Source organism: Bifidobacterium sp. LH_558, from assembly GCF_056356295.1.
Genome location: NZ_JBKETZ010000005.1, coordinates 191,511 through 208,474 on the forward strand (window position 1 = coordinate 191,511; position 16,964 = coordinate 208,474).

Annotated in this window: 14 protein-coding genes; 10 read left to right on the forward strand and 4 right to left on the reverse strand. The window is 63.1% G+C overall.

The window, feature by feature from the left end; translation table 11 throughout:
* The first annotated feature begins 54 nt into the window (after window positions 1-54).
* The 5 genes from AC1AV0_RS08130 to AC1AV0_RS08150 all read left to right on the forward strand — a co-directional run bounded on the left by AC1AV0_RS08130 (window position 55) and on the right by AC1AV0_RS08150 (window position 8,314).
* Window positions 55-1,314 (forward strand): class I SAM-dependent RNA methyltransferase, encoded by a 1,260-nt coding sequence (locus AC1AV0_RS08130; RefSeq protein WP_476572876.1) that lies wholly within the window; start codon window positions 55-57, stop codon window positions 1,312-1,314.
* A gap of 2 nt (window positions 1,315-1,316) precedes the next feature.
* Window positions 1,317-1,904, forward strand: coding sequence for a sugar ABC transporter substrate-binding protein (locus AC1AV0_RS08135; protein ID WP_476572878.1), 588 nt, complete (start codon window positions 1,317-1,319; stop codon window positions 1,902-1,904).
* A gap of 81 nt (window positions 1,905-1,985) precedes the next feature.
* On the forward strand, window positions 1,986-4,535 hold the full coding sequence (locus AC1AV0_RS08140; RefSeq protein ID WP_476572879.1) for an HAD-IC family P-type ATPase: 2,550 nt from the start codon (window positions 1,986-1,988) through the stop codon (window positions 4,533-4,535).
* A 94-nt stretch (window positions 4,536-4,629) separates the two neighbouring features.
* Window positions 4,630-7,338 (forward strand): aconitate hydratase AcnA, encoded by a 2,709-nt coding sequence (gene acnA / locus AC1AV0_RS08145; RefSeq protein ID WP_476572880.1) that lies wholly within the window; start codon window positions 4,630-4,632, stop codon window positions 7,336-7,338.
* Window positions 7,339-7,645: 307 nt separating this feature from the next.
* Complete coding sequence (locus AC1AV0_RS08150; protein ID WP_476572882.1) at window positions 7,646-8,314, forward strand: sugar O-acetyltransferase; 669 nt, start codon at window positions 7,646-7,648, stop codon at window positions 8,312-8,314.
* On the opposite strand, the gene AC1AV0_RS08155 is transcribed toward AC1AV0_RS08150, so the two are convergent.
* Window positions 8,311-9,327 carry an AraC family transcriptional regulator gene (locus tag AC1AV0_RS08155; RefSeq protein WP_476572884.1) on the reverse strand — a complete coding sequence of 339 codons (1,017 nt, stop codon included), beginning with the start codon at window positions 9,325-9,327 and terminating at the stop codon, window positions 8,311-8,313. The genes AC1AV0_RS08150 and AC1AV0_RS08155 overlap by 4 nt on opposite strands.
* 101 nt (window positions 9,328-9,428) lie before the next feature.
* On the opposite strand from AC1AV0_RS08155, the gene AC1AV0_RS08160 reads away from it, so the two are divergent.
* Complete coding sequence (locus AC1AV0_RS08160; RefSeq protein WP_476572990.1) at window positions 9,429-10,769, forward strand: MATE family efflux transporter; 1,341 nt, start codon at window positions 9,429-9,431, stop codon at window positions 10,767-10,769.
* 109 nt (window positions 10,770-10,878) lie between these two features.
* Here AC1AV0_RS08160 and AC1AV0_RS08165 read toward each other — a convergent pair whose 3' ends face one another.
* Entirely contained in the window at window positions 10,879-11,517 is a 639-nt protein-coding gene (locus AC1AV0_RS08165) for a hypothetical protein (protein ID WP_476572886.1), read from the reverse strand.
* 535 nt (window positions 11,518-12,052) lie between these two features.
* Between AC1AV0_RS08165 and AC1AV0_RS08170 the strand changes: the two genes are divergently transcribed.
* From AC1AV0_RS08170 to AC1AV0_RS08185, 4 genes are read left to right on the forward strand one after another with little or no spacing between them, the layout of a single operon-like run.
* Window positions 12,053-13,303, forward strand: a complete 1,251-nt coding sequence (locus tag AC1AV0_RS08170) for an MFS transporter (RefSeq protein ID WP_476572888.1) — start codon at window positions 12,053-12,055, stop codon at window positions 13,301-13,303.
* Window positions 13,304-13,360: 57 nt separating this feature from the next.
* Window positions 13,361-13,711: a type II toxin-antitoxin system RelB/DinJ family antitoxin gene (locus AC1AV0_RS08175; RefSeq protein ID WP_476572890.1), complete on the forward strand. Its 351-nt coding sequence runs from the start codon at window positions 13,361-13,363 to the stop codon at window positions 13,709-13,711.
* A 6-nt stretch (window positions 13,712-13,717) separates the two neighbouring features.
* Complete coding sequence (locus AC1AV0_RS08180) at window positions 13,718-14,218, forward strand: type II toxin-antitoxin system VapC family toxin (RefSeq protein WP_476572891.1); 501 nt, start codon at window positions 13,718-13,720, stop codon at window positions 14,216-14,218.
* Entirely contained in the window at window positions 14,218-14,859 is a 642-nt protein-coding gene (locus AC1AV0_RS08185; protein WP_476572992.1) for an isochorismatase family protein, read from the forward strand. The genes AC1AV0_RS08180 and AC1AV0_RS08185 overlap by 1 nt, the downstream gene beginning before the upstream one ends.
* Here the strand turns inward: AC1AV0_RS08185 and AC1AV0_RS08190 are convergent.
* Window positions 14,854-15,540 (reverse strand): response regulator transcription factor, encoded by a 687-nt coding sequence (locus AC1AV0_RS08190; protein WP_476572893.1) that lies wholly within the window; start codon window positions 15,538-15,540, stop codon window positions 14,854-14,856. The two genes, AC1AV0_RS08185 and AC1AV0_RS08190, sit on opposite strands and share 6 nt — an antisense overlap.
* 11 nt (window positions 15,541-15,551) lie before the next feature.
* Entirely contained in the window at window positions 15,552-16,919 is a 1,368-nt protein-coding gene (locus AC1AV0_RS08195; protein WP_476572994.1) for a sensor histidine kinase, read from the reverse strand.
* Window positions 16,920-16,964: the final 45 nt, after the last annotated feature.

The following is a 16,964-nucleotide window of genomic DNA, read 5'->3' on the forward strand; positions in this document are numbered from 1 at the left end:
CACCGACAAGCCGCTTCCGGTGCGCCGTATGCGCCGGAACTGAGAGAGGACCGTATGGAAGCCGAAATCCGAATCGAACGATACGCCGACCAGGGCCGTTGCGTGGGCCATATCGACGGCCGTGTGGTGTTCGTGCGCTTCGCCCTGCCCGGCGAACTGGTGCGCGTGAAGCTCGACGAGCCCTGCGACCGCGACGAGCGCTTCTGGACCGGCGAGGTCGTCGAAGTGATCGAAGCCAGCAAGGACCGCGTCGAGCCCGTCTGGACCCTGGCCGGGCCGTTGGCGATGGGCGGCGGCTGCGGCGGCGCCGATCTGGTGCATGTGAGTCTGGAAGGGCAGCTCACGTGGAAGGCCGTCACCGTGTCCGAGCAGATGAGCCGTCTGGGACACGTGGAGGTGGCTGTGCCCATCGAACGCGCGGACGGCGACGAGGAGCTGGGCGGACTGCACTGGCGCACCCGCATCGAAATGATCGCCGACGAGAACGGCATGCCCTCGATGCGCCGGCGCGGCACGCATGTGCGTGTGCCGTTGAACACCATGCCGCTGGCCACCAAAACGCTGCTTGACGTGGCCGAATCGGAGCATGTGTGGAACGGCGGCTACGAGCCGGGCGCGCAGATCCGCCTGTCCGTGCCCGAGCCGCGTATGGAGAACGCCATGGTCGGTTCGAACTATGCCGTGCTCGTCGATGGCGAGCTCGCCGCCGGATCGCGCACGCTCACCGAAATCGCCCGCATCGACGGGCATGGCTTCGCCTACGAGGTCGACGCCAACGGTTTCTGGCAGGTGCATCGCCAAGCACCGGTGGCGCTCGCCAACCATGTGATCGACCTGGTCAAGCAGGAGATGGATGGCGCGACCGCCGCCTGCCTGTGGGATCTGTACTCCGGCTCCGGCCTGTTCACCCTGCCGCTGGCCACGCGCATCGCCGAACGCACGCGCGTGCTTAGCGTCGAAGGCGCGAAAACCGCGGTGAAGCACGCCCAGCGCAATCTGCGGCGTATGAATCTTTCCGATGTGGACGCCCGCTGCGGTGATGTGATGGCCACCCTGAACAAGGTTCCCGCGCATCTGTCCTGCCCGGACGTGGTGGTGCTCGATCCGCCGCGCGCCGGCGCACGGGCCAAAGTCTGCCGTCAGATCGCCGCGGCCAACCCGCGGTCCATCATCTACGTGGCCTGCGATCCGACCAGTCTCGCCCGCGATACCGCGACCTTGACCGAACAGGGCTACCGTCTGGCGGATATCCGCGCCTACGACATCTATCCGATGACGCACCACGTCGAAACCGTCGCCCTGTTCCGCAGGTGAGCATGCGTGCCACAGTAGCGATCACACGAAGCCTTGCGGCGGCGGCATGCGCGGCCGCCGTGCTGTCGTCGGCCGCCTGCGTGCCGCCGGATGCCGCGGTGGGCGATGCCAAGGAGACTGAGCCGCGGGTGGAGCATGACGCGAACCGTCGGGCCGACACCAAGGCCGCGCTGGTCGGCAGCGGTGACATCGCCACGGACCGGCTGGTGCTGGATGCCTTGGACACGGGCGGCATCGCCACCGTGTACGCCTCCGTGGAGGGGATGAACGACACCGTCCAGACGGCGCAGGACGCCGTGCTCGATATGGTCGCCCGCGCGGTTGACGTGGTGGTGGTCAGCGGCATGGCCGTCACCGACGAAACGGCGCAATCATGGGATGAGGTGCTGGGCGAGGCGCGTCAGGCCGGCATCCCCGTGGCTCTGCTCAACCCCCAACAGCCGCCCGACGACGACACCCTATACGCGGTCGCTTGGAAGATCAACGACCGCGCCACGGACGCCACGCCCATCGATGAGGCGCTGATGGACGTCGTGCGCGACGATCCGCACGAACGCGAGATCATGGTCACCACCAATATCACGCAGTAACGCCCGCAGTGGTGCCCCATTATGCGACATCCGACTATAGGCTGATGGCTGAGACGGGCGGCACACGCTAGGCTGGAGCACATGAGCGCAAGTCTTTCCATGCCCCAGACGGACCAGAACGGCCTGAGCGCGGCCGAAGTCGCCTCCCGCGTCGAATCCGGGCAGGTGAACAAGGTGAAGACCTCCACCTCCCGATCCGTGGCCGACATCGTGCGGGCCAACGTGTTCACGCTGTTCAATGGCATCATCCTCACCGCGATGGTGCTGGTGCTGATCACCGGATCGTGGAGGGATGCGGTGTTCGGCTTCGTCATCATCGTCAACACGGGCATCGGCATCGTCACCGAATTCAAAGCCAAACGCACCCTCGACAAGCTGTCGATTCTCGTGGCCTCCGATTTTCTGGTCCGTCGCGACGGGCGGGACGTCGAAGTACCGCACGATGAGATCGTGCTCGACGACCTCATGTGGATCCGATCGGGCGAACAGGTGCCGGCCGACGCCGAAATCCTGCGGACCTGGGGGCTTGAACTCGACGAATCGATGCTCACCGGCGAATCGCGCACCGTACGCAAATCGGAAGGCGACCAAGCCTACTCCGGTTCCACCGCGGTCTCCGGACTGGCGCTCGCGCGCGTGAACGCGGTCGGCGAACACTCCTATGCGGCCACGCTCACCGCGCAGGCGAAGGTCTACAAGAAAACCGTCTCCGACCTCAACAAGGGCATCAACACCATTCTTAAATTCATGACCTTCCTGGTGGTGCCGCTGTGCGTGCTGCTGGTCTGGTCGCAGATCGGTACCGTGGGCGGATGGCAGGCCGCGCTCGCCACCGGAGAATGGCGGCAGGCCGTCGTCTCCGCGGTGGCCGGCGTGGTCGGCATGATCCCCGAGGGACTGGTGCTGCTCACCTCGCTGAACTTCGCGGTGGCCGCCATGCGTCTGGCCTACAAGAACACGCTGGTGCAGGAGCTGGAATCGGTGGAGACGCTCGCGCGCGTCGACTGTCTGAACCTCGACAAAACCGGCACCATCACCGACGGCGGCATCGCCTTCTCCGAACTTGTCATGCTGCAGGGAGCGGGTTCCGATGCGTCTGTCATCCGCGGTACCGGAGCCGCTGCCGATAATGCTGACGCTGCCGGCGTTACTGACGTTGCCGGCGTTGCTGACGGCGTGGATGAGTCCGTCGTGCTGCAGGCGCTGTACGACTTGGCCAACGAGGAAAGCCCCAACGGCACCGGCCAGGCCGTGCTGGCGGGACTGGGGGAGCGGGGATATTCGGCCGGCGAGGTCGCCGAGCGCATACCGTTCTCATCGGAACGCAAATGGAGCGCCATCGTCAGATCCCTCGATCTCGTATGGACCATGGGCGCGCCCGAGGTGATCCTCTCCGCGCTGGACGGCGATCACACGGCCATCCTCGCCCGAGTCAACGAGTATGCCGACGACGGCAACCGCGTGCTGCTTATCGTGCGCTCCGATTCGGCCGTTCCCGCCGACTTCGCGGAGAATCCGCGGCTCGACCCCGCCAGCGTGCCCGTCGCGCTGGTGCTGTGCTCCGAACGCATCCGATCCGACGCCGAAGAGACGCTCGCATGGTTCCGTGAGCAGGGCGTGCGCTGCCGCGTGATCTCCGGCGACAATCCGGTTACGGTCGGCGCGATCGCCCGCAAGGTCCGGCTCACGGGGAGCCGCGAACCCGTGTTCATGGACGCGCGTGACCTGCCCAGCGACACCGCCGAACTCGCCCGCGTGCTCGAGAACGTCGACGTGCTCGGCCGCGTGCTGCCCGACCAGAAGAAGGCCATCGTCGAGGCGCTGCATCTGCAGCATCACGTCGTGGCGATGACCGGCGACGGCGTCAACGATTCGTTGGCGCTCAAAGAGGCCGATCTCGGCATCGCCATGGGCAACGCCGCCCCCGCCACCAAAGCCGTGGCCCAAGTGGTGCTCGTCGACTCCAAATTCTCCCATCTGCCCGATGTGGTGGCGCGCGGCCGCCAGGTCATGGCCAATATGGAGCGCGTCGCCGGGCTCTTCCTCGTCAAAACCGTATACTCCGCGCTGATCTCCCTCGGCGTGGTGCTCACGGCGATTCCCTACCCCTATCTGCCCCGCCACATCACCTATGTGGGGGCGCTGACCATCGGCGTGCCCGCGTTCATCCTCGCGCTCGCGCCGAACACGCGCCGCTACATCCCTGGCTTCCTCAAACGTGTCGTGCGCTTCGCCCTGCCGGGCGGCATCGCCACCGGCCTGTCGGTGCTGTGCGCGGCATGGTTCCTCCCGCCCATCATGGGATGGGATATCGTCAACTCCGACGCCGACCTTGCGGCCTTGCGATCCACCAGCGCGATCATCCTGTTCCTGATGGGCGTGTTCGTACTCGCACGGGTGGCGCAGCCGCTTAACAGCTGGCGCGGGGGACTGGTCGCGTTCTTCGCCGCGGCCGGCGTGATCGGTATGTTCATACCTTTCGTGGCGAGCTTCTTCGCCCTGCATCTGCCCACCGGCAGCACGCTGGTCGCCACGCTGCTCGCCTTGGTGGGATCGGCCATCATCTTCTTCGTCTGCCTGTGGGTCGCTCCTCACGTGGCCAAATTTGTGTCGGGGCATAATCTCACATAACAAGCCGACACGCCAGAGGGCCGGTAACGTTCTTGTACCATCCGAAGCGGATAATCAACAGCATCACAGCCGTTATTTCAAGCTCGGAGGAAGCATGTCCGTTCGCGACGACCAGCTGTCGACTTTGAAGGTCGCAGGCAAGGATTTCGACTACTACCGCATCGACGACCTTCCCGGCGTCGACCACCTGCCCTACTCGTTGAAGGTGCTCGTCGAGAACCTCGTGCGCAACATCGACGGGGCCAACATCACCGACGAGCATGTCAAGGCGCTGCTCGACTGGGATCCGGACGCCGAGCCGAGCCACGAGATCCAGTTCACGCCCTCGCGCGTGGTGATGCAGGACTTCACCGGCGTGCCCTGCGTCGTGGATCTGGCCACCATGCGTGACGCCGTGTCCGCCCTCGGCGGCGACCCGGACGTCATCAACCCGCAGGTGCAGGCCGACATGGTCATCGACCACTCCGTGCAGATCGACAAGTACGGCGTGGCCGACGCGCTCGAACAGAACATGGACATCGAATACCAGCGCAACGGCGAACGCTACCAGTTCCTGCGCTGGGGCCAGCAGGCGTTCAAGAACTTCCGCGTCGTGCCGCCGGGAACCGGCATCATCCACCAGGTCAACATCGAATATCTGTCCTCCGTGGTCATGTCCAAGGAATCCGGCCTGAACGACGGACGCAAGCTCGCCTACCTCGACTCCTGCGTGGGCACCGACTCGCACACCACCACCGTCAACGGCCTGGGCGTGCTCGGCTGGGGCGTGGGCGGCATCGAAGCCGAGGCCGCCATGCTCGGACAGCCGATCTCCATGCTCGTGCCGCGCGTCGTGGGCTTCAAACTCACCGGTTCCATCCCCGAGGGCGTCACCGCCACCGACGTGGTGCTCACCATCACCGACATGCTGCGCCAGCACGGCGTGGTCGGCAAGTTCGTGGAGTTCTACGGCGAAGGCATCGCCTCCGTGCCGCTGGCCAACCGCGCCACCATCGGCAACATGGGCCCCGAATTCGGCTCCACCTGCGGCATCTTCCCGATCGACGACGTCACGCTCGACTATCTGCGCCTGACCGGCCGCTCCGAGGAGCAGGTCGCGCTCGTCGAGGCCTACGCCAAGGCCAACAAGCTGTGGGGCGACACCACGGCCGAAGGCTATGTGGAACCGCGCTACTCCGAGTATCTGGAGCTCGATCTGGGCACCGTGGTGCCGTCCATCGCCGGACCCAAGCGCCCGCAGGACCGCATCGTGCTCGCCGAATCCAAAGCCAAGTTCGAGCAGACGCTGCCCGCCTACACCACCGATCGCACCGCAAGCGAGCCGATCGCCGTCTCCACCGACTTCCGCGGCGACTTCGACGTGAAGAACGGCGATGTGGCCATCGCCTCCATCACCTCCTGCACCAACACCTCCAACCCCTCCGTGATGATCGCCGCGGGTCTGATCGCCCGCAACGCGGTCGCCAAGGGCCTGGCCCCCAAGCCGTGGGTCAAAACCTCGCTGGCGCCCGGCTCCCCGGTCGTGGCCGACTATCTGAAGCAGGCCGGCCTGCAGGACGACCTCGACACGCTCGGCTACCAGCTCGTCGGCTTCGGATGCGCCACCTGCATCGGCAACTCCGGCCCGCTGCTGCCCGAAATCTCCAAGGCCATCAACGAGAACGACCTGACCGTCACCGCCGTGCTCTCCGGCAACCGCAACTTCGAAGGCCGTATCAGCCCGGACGTCAAGATGAACTATCTGGCCTCCCCGCCGTTGGTCATCGCCTACGCGCTCGCCGGCACGATGGACTTCGATTTCGAAACTCAGCCGCTGGGGCAGGATCCGGACGGCAACGACGTGTTCCTCAAGGACATCTGGCCCTCCAACGCCGAGGTCGAGCAGGTCGTGGCCGATACCGTCAGCCGTGAGATGTTCGTCACGGACTACGCCTCCGTGTTCGATGGCGACGAGCGCTGGCGCGGCCTCGACGTGCCCGAAGGCGACCTCTTCGCATGGGACGACGCCTCCACCTACGTGCGCAAGCAGACCTTCTTCGACGGCATGAGCGCCCAGCCCGAACCTGTGGCCGACATCCACGGCGCGCGCGTGCTCGCCCTGCTCGGCGACTCCGTCACCACCGACCACATCTCCCCGGCCGGCGCGTTCAAGGCGGAAAGCCCCGCCGGACGCTACCTGACCGAGCGTGGCGTGGAGCAGAAGAACTTCAACTCCTACGGTTCGCGCCGCGGCAACCATGAGATTATGGTGCGCGGAACCTTCGGCAACATCCGCCTGAGGAACCAGCTGCTCGCCTCGGTGGGCGAGGAGATCACGCCCGGCGGATTCACCTACGACTTCCTCGACGGCAAGCCGACCACGATTTTCGAGGCCGCGCAGCACTACATCGCCAACGAGGTTCCGCTGGTCGTGCTCGCCGGCAAGGAGTACGGCACCGGCTCCTCGCGCGACTGGGCCGCCAAGGGCACGGTGATGCTCGGCGTCAAGGCCGTGATCACCGAAAGCTTCGAACGCATCCACCGCTCCAACCTGATCGGTATGGGCGTGCTGCCGCTGCAGTTCCCCGCCGGGGAGAGCTACGCCTCCCTCGGTCTCGACGGCACGGAAGTCTACGACATCGCCGGCGTGGAGGAACTCAACAGCGGTGTGACCCCGAAGACGGTTCATGTCACCGCCACACGCACGGACGGCTCCGTGGTCGAATTCGACGCCGTGGTGCGCATCGACACGCCCGGCGAGGCCGACTACTACCGCAACGGCGGCATCCTGCAGTACGTGCTACGCAACCTCATGCGCCAGTAACCGGCACGCGGGCATACAGCGATAGACGTGGGCCGTGGCTCTTCAAGGGCCACGGCCCACGTCCATGTCATCAAGTTGGCCGTCAAAGCCGCCTTGCGCGAAACCGGTGTTGATCGAAAATAATGCGGAAGGCGTTGTGCCTCCGCGCTCATTGATAACGAGTGCAGTATGCGGTAGATAATGCAAGTAATGAGGAGGATAGTGCAATCGATAACTGTCGCGGCGGGGGATTGTACTAGGTAAAGTTGATGCGTCGACAAACGTAAAACGATTGACATACGAACGACGAAGGAGCGTACAACCAGTCATGACCACGCAATCGACCCCCGAATTCGCCAGCCAGTACGACCGCATGGTCGCCGGCGAACTGTATGTCGCCGAAGATCCGCAGCTGCAGGAGCTGAACATGCGCAAGCGCCGCCTCGTGCACGCCATCAACAACTCCGCCTACGACGCCTTCGACGAGTGCAAGTCTCTGTTCTCGGAACTGTTCGGCTCATACGGCGAAGGCTCGTTCATCGAGCCGCCGTTCAACTGTGATTATGGGGCCAATATCTCCATCGGCAAGAACTTCTACGCCAATATGGATTGCATCTTCCTCGACGTGGCGCCGATCACCATCGGCGACCGCGTGTTCTTCGGCCCGCGCGTCAACCTGCTCACCCCGTACCATCCGATCGACGCCGCCGTGCGCGCATCCGGCCCCGAAGGCGCGCTGCCCATCACCATCGGCGACGACGTGTGGTTCGGCGGCAACGTGACCGTCTGCCCGGGCGTCACCATCGGCAGCGATGTGGTGATTGGCGCGGGCTCGGTGGTCGTCAAAGACATCCCCTCGCACAGCGTGGCCGTGGGCAACCCCTGCCGTGTCGTGCGCGAGATCGGCGACGCGGACCGTGAGTATTGGGAGCGCAAGGCCGCCGAATACCACGCATGGAAGGATTCCATCACGCGCCGCGACGAATCGAAGGGCTAATCCGCGAGGGCGCGCCGACGGTATTGCGACGGTGTGGTGCCCATGACAGTGCGGAACGTGCGTGTGAAGAAACTGGCGGAGGCGAATCCCGTCCGCGCGGCGATGGCGTTCACCGGCAGCGCGGTGGCCGTCAGCAGCCGTGCGGCGGCCCGAACCCGCACGTCGGTGACGAATTCGATCGGCGTCAGATCAAGATACCGGCGAAACGTCGTCGTGCAGGCGGTGCGGCCAAGTGATCCCGCTTCGGCGATCTGGGCCAGGGTGATGGGTTGGTCGAAGTGGCCATGCACGAACTCGACCATGGCGCTGAGCGCGGCCAGATGCGGATGCGCGCCATCCGTCGGCCGTGCCGTTTCAGATAGGGCCAACACATCCCTGACCAATGCGTAGAAGCCGCTGGCCACGGTCAGCGGCGACAGATCGTCGGCGTACACGCGGCTTTTCAGCAGCTGGTCCAGCGTCTCCAGGATGCGTCGCCCCTCCTCTCGTCCACCATCGATCACCAGATACGGCAGTCGTTTGTTTTCCATCAACGGCGCGACGTAACGCTGCGTGAGCTGCGGCAGAACACCGAACCGCAGGGGATTGAGCAGCGTGCAGGCGAACTCGCAGTCTCGGCCGTCCAAGTCGAATCCATAATGCAATTGGCGCGAATTGACGAAGATGCCCTGCCCTTCGTCAAGACGCACGACGTCGCCGTTGACGAAGAACCGCATGCTTCCCCGAATCACATGCAGAAACTCAAAATCGACATGCCAATGGCATTCGGCGCGCATATGCGGATACTGGCTGAGCAGCGAATGCTCGGTGAACGAAAAGAACATCGGACCGTCGTACCGCACCACCTCGGCGCCGCTGGGCAGCCGGTCGTTGGGCGTGACCGGAATCAACGGCAAATCGGAGGTGGGAACGCCGCTTCCGTCGGTTTTGGCCGTGGATTCCTTGTATTGCGGCGAATTATCGGTCGGATGGTTCATCATGGCCGCCTTCCGGTAGATACTACAATTCTTCATCAATATTTCCTATCGTATCCGAAATACTGCGTATGTTTCTTCTATCGAGAAAGGTCTATGCGATGCCCGATCCGCAATCCACCGCCGATGCCGCAGAGACGATGCCACGGCGGGAGTTTCTCTCCCATGTGTTCACGCTGGCGCTGCCCATCGCATTCCAGCAGTTCATGCTGGCGCTGTCGTCATGCGCGGACGGACTCATGCTCGGCGGCGTCGGACAGAACGAACTATCCGCCGTCTCGCTCGCCACGCAATTCCAATTCATCTTCAATCTCATCCTCGCCGCGTTGATTCTCGGCATGAGCATGCTTGTGGCGCAGTATTGGGGCGCGCGGGACAGGGGAGCGGTGGAGCGCGTGTTCGGCTTCGTGGTGCGGTATGCGGGATTGGTGGCCACGCTGTTCGCCGTGGCGACGCTGCTCGTGCCCGAATTCCTGATGTCGCTGATGACCAACGACGCCACCCTGGTCGCTCTCGGAGCGCGGTACCTGCGCGTCTCCTCGGTCTCCTATCTGTTCATCGGAATATCGCAGATGGCCATCTGTCTGCTGAAGAACATCGGCGCGGCCACGGCCAGCATGATGATCAGCACCGTGGGCGTCATCATCCATGTGACGCTCAACCTGCCGCTGATCTATGGCGTGGGTGGTCTCCCCGCGTTGGGTGTCGAAGGTGCCGCGATCTCCACGATTGTCTCCCGCGGCATCGAACTGGCATGGTCGCTGCTGCTTATCAGGCGAATCGGCGTGGTTCGATTGCGTTGGCGTCATATCACGCATCCGGATGCCGCGTTGCGCAAGGATTTTTGGCGATACACCATCGTGCTTCTGGGCAATGAGCTCGTATGGGGATGCGGCTTCACCATGTACACCGTGATCATGGGGCATCTGGGCGCCGACGCCGTGGCCGCGAACGCGGTCGCCAACATCGTCAAGGATCTGCTGGTGTGCATGTGCAGCGGCATGGGCAACGCCGGCAGCATCATGGTCGGCAACATGCTTGGGCGCAACGATTTCGCCGGGGCGAAACTCGCCGGCCGACGCTTCTGCCTGCTGTCCGCGATCGTCGGCGTGCTGACGGGACTGGTGATTCTCGCCATCCGACCGCTGGTGCTGGAACTGGCTTCGCTGACTCCGCAGGCCCACGACTACCTGTCGGTTATGCTGCTGGTGTGCGCGTACTATGCGGCCTGCAAATCAATGACGGGACTGACCATCGGCGGCATTTTCCCGGCCGGAGGCGACGTGCGCTTCGGCCTGGCCTGCGACTCCATCGTGATGTGGGTGATCGTCGTGCCCATCGGCTTGTTGGCGGCGTTCGTCTGGCATCTGCCGGTGCTATGGGTGTATGTGCTGCTCAACACCGACGAATGCATCAAGATGATCCCCGCCTTGCTGCACTACCGTCGCCACCGATGGCTGCGCAACGTCACACGCTCATGACGTTGCTTGCAATGGGGCACGGGAATGACCGGCGGGTTATTCGTCGCCTCGGACGTTGCTGTGCAATAAGGCGCTGGCTGCAATGTGGGCTGCGGCAGAGATGCGCTATTTAGCGCCACAGGAACCCGAGGATGTACGCCAAGGCCGCCAGCGCCAGCGCGATGGATTTGACGATTTCCCGCCATCGGAACGGTTCCTCGAAAGTCTGCGCCTGAGGGCGAGGGGAGAGCTCATGCTCCGGCGCGTGCTTCGCCAATCGTTGGATCTGCTGCTCGCGCGCCTTGTTCGCCCGATGCACGCCGCGTAAGTCGGCGAGCTCCTTGTCTTTCATCGCCTGATGCGTGGTGGGAATCGCGTTGTTCAGGAATCCGAGGAACGGCGCGAGAATCAGTCCGAACTGGCCGACCATCGCCAGCCCGTGCACGCCCAGTTGCACCAGCATCAGGGTCGCGCCGACGCATCCAAGCGTGAATTCGATGCTGGGCAGAATAAGCATCGCCAGCACGGTCCAAAAGCCGCGCATCAGCTCCGTCCAGAGAATCACAATGGAAATCAGGGTGATGATCACCGTCGAGGAGAAGGTGCAGAAGTTCAGCACCAATGTGTGGTCGCCGTCCTCGCTGAATCCCTCAATCGCCACGAATGCGATGACGGCCACGGTGGCGATGATCTGCAATGCCACCAGCCACCGGCATACCGTATCGCCCAAGTTGCGCTTCTTGCGCGTATGATCCGCATGCTGTTCCATGCGGTTCATCATAGCCGTCAAGATGACGATGGCCGGTGGCGTGGATGATTGGATAGAAGGTGCCCATCCGCCCACGCTGACAGGATCCTCGGCGTGGACGGATGGGCGGTAACTGACGAATCGTCCACGTTGACGGTCGCCAGCGTGGATGGATTGTTGGTTTATGTCGGAATGTCCACGCTGGCAGGGTTCTCAGTGTGGATGAATGGGCGGTTGCTGACGGATTATCCACGTTGACGGCCGCCAGTGTGGATGGATTGTTGGTTTATGTCGAATCGTCCACGCTGACGGGGTGCTCAGTGTGGGTGAATGGGTGGTTGCTGACGAATCGTCCACACTGACAGGGCCCTCAGCGTGGATGAATAAACAGTAAGTGTCGAATCGTCCACGTTAGCGGAATATCCTATGCCAGCCAAATATGTAGATTTGCCCACCCGCACTGTTGGAATAGGCGGCTGTGATACCCGCTCATCTGTCTGAGCCGCCTAGCGAGATGCCGGAAGCGCTTCAAAAAAAACGATATAACGTGACGCATATGGATACGAAGAAAAACGGACTATGGGAAAACGCGGCGTATCGGCTGTGGTTTGTGTCCGATACATCCGACGTGTGCGCGGTTAGTTTGAGGTCTTTCGTTGTTCCGCTACTGGCGCTGCAGCTGTCTGGTTCCCAGTTCGTGGCAGGCATGATCGTTGCGATTGAATCAACGATTGCTCTGGTTCTCCTCCCGTTCGGAGGCACTCTGGCCGACCGTTGGAATCGGCGACATATGATGATCGCATTGGGAGTGCTGGGCGCGGGCCTGTCCATCGCGGCAACGGCGTGCCTTTTGGCTGAACGGCTAAGCACATGGTCGTTCGCTTTGATCATCGCGTTGTTCGCCGTGGTCAATGGATTGCTGGGGTCATCGAATGATGCGATTCTGAAATCCATCGTCCCTATGGAGAGATTCGCCAAGGCTCAGGCCATTCGTGAAGGTCGTGAGGCGTGCGTGGAGCTTTCCGGCGGAGCTGTTGCGGGATTCCTCTATAAAGTGACGCAATGGTGCCCTTTTCTGGTCTCGGCGGTGCTGTATCTGGCCAGTGCCGTCACTGCGCTGGGGCTTCCGAAGCATACGGGAACGCAGCATAGGCATGATGACGCCGCGACGGACGGGGACTCTTTTCTGAAACAGTTCTTCGACGGCTGGGTATGGGCCATGTCTCAACGTGTGTTCTTGGCCGCTATGGTCATGGGGGCGGCGGTCAATGTCGCCTGCGTCGGTGCCGTTGTGGGCTTGCAGATCACGCTTGCGGATCAAGGCGTCGATCCCGTGCTTATCGGAGTGGTGAGCACGGTGAGCGGCATGGGCGCGTTGATTGGCTCCTCGCTGTCGGGACGTCTGGTGGATGGTGTGCCGACTGGAAAACTGATTATCGGCGCATTGTCGATTTTCGTGGTGAGCCTCATCTTATTGCTGGTATCGACGGCCTATCCTGTGGTGCTCGTCAGCCAAGGGTTGGCCGGACTTGCGTTCCCTGCGTTGAATGCCGCCCTGTTGGGATTCATCTACGGGAAGACGCCGGAGGATTTTCAAGGCCGCGCCTCGGCGGTGTTCGAGACCACGGTCGGCCTGTTGGGCGCGTTGACCCCGGCCCTGATCGGCTATCTGCTGCAGACGAGGGGCGGTTTTTTCTCGGTGGCGGCGCTCGCGTTGGCTTGCGCGATCGTCGGGCTTGCGATTGCGGTGTGTTCTCCGATTCGCAGCATTCCCAAACCGGAGTATTGGAATCGCGTGACGTTGTGACTTGCCATATGCGACCCCTAAGACTGCTATACTTGTATAGCAGTTGGGAGGTGTGTGATGGCGACGACGCAGATGAATGTGCGGTTGGAAACGGATCTGAAGCAGAGCGGCGACAAAGTGCTGTCCGACAGAGGCATCAGCCCAAGCGCTGCGGTGCGTTCGCTCTGGGAATACCTGGATCGCAACCGTGACCTTCCCGAGTTTATGACTCAGGCGGAATCGGACCGTGCGGAGCGCAAACGGGCGATCGCTTGTGCGGCAGGCCGTGCGACTCGTGAACTGCTTGACGCGAACATCATCGAGGATGCTTCGTTCGGAGAGGATTATCTTTCCAATGAGGCGCTTCGCGAGTTGATGTATGGCGAGAAGGCGGGCGATCATATCCGCCGTTGGAATACAGCGGGGTGATTCGTCATGTCTGATCTGCCTCGCCGCCACCGTCGAACTCGTGTCATGGTGGACACCAATGTGGCGCTGAACTACGCCTTGGGCAATGAAATAACCGTTGACGAGATTCGACGTTTCTTGGATACATGTGTGGACAAGGACGTCGATGTGTTGCTGGCGGCCACGTCGTTGAAAGACATGTTCTATATCATGCCGCGCGTGTACCGGCGCCAATTGTCGCGCAATAATGCCGGTTTGTCTCAACGTGAGTTGGATTCGCGGATCCGTGACGCCTCTTGGCAGGCCGTTCGTGATGCGATGATGCTGTACGGAATCGTGAGCGTCGACCAAGATGTATGCGAGGACGCTATGGAATTACGCAGGCATCATCCCGATTTCGAGGACAATCTGGTGATGGCCGCGGCGGATACGGTATTGGCCAAATACGTCGTCACCTACGATGAACAGCTCATCGATCATTTTCCCGGAATGTGCATGACCCCCAAGCAAGTCCTCGCATGGCTATGATGGTTGTGGGCAAGAAGGAGGCCGATATGGTACGCAAGGCATTGATTGTGGTGGACGTGCAGCCGACCTTTTGCGAGGGCGGCGAGCTTGGCGTGGAAGGCGGCAACGCGGTGGCTGAGCGCATCGCCGAGTATGTGACGGCGCACGGCGACGAATACGCGTACATCGCCACCACGCAGGACTGGCACATCGAGCCGGGGGAGCATTGGTCCGAGCAGCCGGACTTCGTGGACACCTGGCCGGTCCACGGCAAAGCGGGAACGCCGACCGCCGACCTGCATCCGGCCATCCAAGCGCTGAACATCGCGCATCACTTCAAAAAGGGCCAATACTCGGCCGCCTACTCGGGCTTCGAGGGCATCGAAGACAACACCGACCGCATCCAAACCCGCGACGAGGTCGCCGCCGAAGCCGAGGCGGGCAGGACGCTCGCCACCGCGCTCGCCGACGCCGACGTGACCCAAGTGGACGTGGTCGGCATCGCCGAATCGCATTGCGTCAAGGAAACCGCGCTCGACGCGCAACGGCTCGGCTACGATGTGCGTGTGTTCACCGACCTCACCGTGCCGGTCAGCGCCGAACTCGGACAGGCCGCCCGCGAAGAGATGTCCGACAATGACATCGAACTCGTACACTCATAGGCGGGCGGGGATGTCGGCGCGTTCCACCAGACGGGCCATTTGCACGCGGCCCATGCTCAGCTTGTCGGAGGCCGACGAGAGGTGGGCTTTGGCGGTGCGCTCGGAAATGAACATGCGGGCGGCGATTTCGGCGTTGGTGTAACCCTCCGCGGCGAGCACCACCGCCTCGCGCTCGCGTTCGGGCAGCGCGTCCAACAGGGCGCGGGCCTCATCGCGACGCGACTGCGGCCGCTGCGCCGTCAGATCGCCGATCAGTTGCCGTTGGCTGGCGATGTTGAATTGGGGTGTTCCCTCGCACACGCCCAGCACGCGTCGGATGATCTCCTCCGGCGCGTCGGTTTTCGACACGAAGCCCTCCGCGCCCGCCTCGATCGCCCGTTCGACCGTGTTGGACGGGCTGAGCGACGTCAGAATCAGCACATGGGGCGCGGGGGAGAGGGCGCGCAGCATACGGGTCGCCTCGATGCCGTCCATGCCGGGCATGGCGATGTCCATCAGCACCACGTCGGGATGCTCGCTTCCCGCCCGTTCCACCGCGGTCGCCCCGTCGGTGGATGTGGACACCACATGGATGCGCCCCGAGGAATAATCGGTAAGAATCAGGCTCATCGCCTGACAGATCATCGGATCGTCGTCGATGACGCTGACGCGTATGGAATCACCCTGCTGCACTTCGCTCACGAGCATCCAGTCTAGCGGCGCGCCGACGCAATCCACGGCAGGCGCACGTCGAGATGGAACACGAGGCGGTCGTCGACCCCATATCGGCATGCGCCATGCGCGGAGGCGACGCGGGCCGTCAGTCCGGCGAGTCCGTTATGCGAACGCGGCTCGGCATGCGGGATGCCGGCAGGAACCGTCTGGGTGGAGGTGTGGATGACGGGCGTTTGGTTGGATGTTGTCAGCGATGCCGCAGGCGAGTCCGCCCGCGTGGGAAAGCCCGCGCCGTCGACCGTCGCGGCGGTTGCCTGCGGTACTGGATTGCTGACATGCACATGCACGCCGTGCGAGGGATTCGCGGTCACCTCCAATGAGACCGGAGCGTCCGGCGCATGACGGCGCGCGTTGGTCAACCCCTCCTGGATGGCGCGATAGGCGATTTTGCCGATGCCCTCATCCAATCCGCTGAGCTGTTGGATGTCGATCCAAGTGTTGAGCCGCGTGCCGGCGTTGCGGGCGTCGCCGACCAGCGCGTCCAGGGAATCGCGCGTCAGCGCCGTCTCGTCGGAAGGGATCAGCTGCTCCCAAGCCTGCTGCGGATGCCTGAGCATATCGATGATCGCATGCGCCTCATCCAACGCGCCGGCGGCCTGCCTGCGGATGTCCTCACACTGACGCACCAGCGCCTGCGCCTGCGCGGACGACTCCAACTTGCCGGCCTCCGCCTGCAGCGCGCTCGCGTTCAGCGCCAACAACGACAGCGAATGGGCCAGCGTGTCGTGCGCCTCCGCCGCGATGGCATCGGCCAACTGCTGGTTGTTCAGGTCGCTTTGCAGCGTGGCCGCATGGCTTGTGGCCGCATCGGCGCGCGCTTTGACGGTTTGCAGATTGGCTCTCGAGCGGATATGCAGGCCGATCAGTGTGGCGATCACCACCGCGATCAGCGCCACACTCACCGCGGTGACGATCACCGGGGTCTCTCCGGTGAGCATCTCCAATGGCACGCCGTTGCGACCAGTGTTCGGTTTGGCGAAGATCATGTGCCAGAGCGAGGACTCCGGCGTGTTGAGGGCGTCGCGCAGATGCGCCCAAACGACGATGACGGTCGCCGCGCCAACCGCCCGTACCGTGCGTTTGGCGGCGCTGCGGCGGGCGAGCAGCGCGGTCAACGCCATCAACAGCAGCATCGGATCATAGGGGAATATCAGCACGACGGCGCAGCACAGCCAAAACACCAGCTCCGGATAGCGCGATCGGGCGAGCAGCAGAAAGGGAAACACGAACGCCAACATCGTGCTGACGATCATCCACACGTACATACCGTTTTGGGGTTCGTCCATGTATTGCTGGGCGGCGAACGCGCATTGCATCAGGCAGCAGAACGCGGCGACGGGAATCATCACGATGGTGCACCACAGTCGCGTACGCACCGGCACCTCGTCGTC

Coding starts and splice junctions, on each gene's coding strand:
- AC1AV0_RS08130 (WP_476572876.1), top strand. CDS start 55: ATGGAAGCCGAAATCCGAATCGAACGATACGCCGACCAGGGCCGTTGC.
- AC1AV0_RS08135 (WP_476572878.1), top strand. CDS start 1,317: ATGCGTGCCACAGTAGCGATCACACGAAGCCTTGCGGCGGCGGCATGC.
- AC1AV0_RS08140 (WP_476572879.1), top strand. CDS start 1,986: ATGAGCGCAAGTCTTTCCATGCCCCAGACGGACCAGAACGGCCTGAGC.
- acnA (WP_476572880.1), top strand. CDS start 4,630: ATGTCCGTTCGCGACGACCAGCTGTCGACTTTGAAGGTCGCAGGCAAG.
- AC1AV0_RS08150 (WP_476572882.1), top strand. CDS start 7,646: ATGACCACGCAATCGACCCCCGAATTCGCCAGCCAGTACGACCGCATG.
- AC1AV0_RS08155 (WP_476572884.1), bottom strand. CDS start 9,327: ATGAAGAATTGTAGTATCTACCGGAAGGCGGCCATGATGAACCATCCG.
- AC1AV0_RS08160 (WP_476572990.1), top strand. CDS start 9,429: ATGCCACGGCGGGAGTTTCTCTCCCATGTGTTCACGCTGGCGCTGCCC.
- AC1AV0_RS08165 (WP_476572886.1), bottom strand. CDS start 11,517: ATGGAACAGCATGCGGATCATACGCGCAAGAAGCGCAACTTGGGCGAT.
- AC1AV0_RS08170 (WP_476572888.1), top strand. CDS start 12,053: ATGGATACGAAGAAAAACGGACTATGGGAAAACGCGGCGTATCGGCTG.
- AC1AV0_RS08175 (WP_476572890.1), top strand. CDS start 13,361: ATGGCGACGACGCAGATGAATGTGCGGTTGGAAACGGATCTGAAGCAG.
- AC1AV0_RS08180 (WP_476572891.1), top strand. CDS start 13,718: ATGTCTGATCTGCCTCGCCGCCACCGTCGAACTCGTGTCATGGTGGAC.
- AC1AV0_RS08185 (WP_476572992.1), top strand. CDS start 14,218: ATGGTTGTGGGCAAGAAGGAGGCCGATATGGTACGCAAGGCATTGATT.
- AC1AV0_RS08195 (WP_476572994.1), bottom strand. CDS start 16,919: ATGATTCCCGTCGCCGCGTTCTGCTGCCTGATGCAATGCGCGTTCGCC.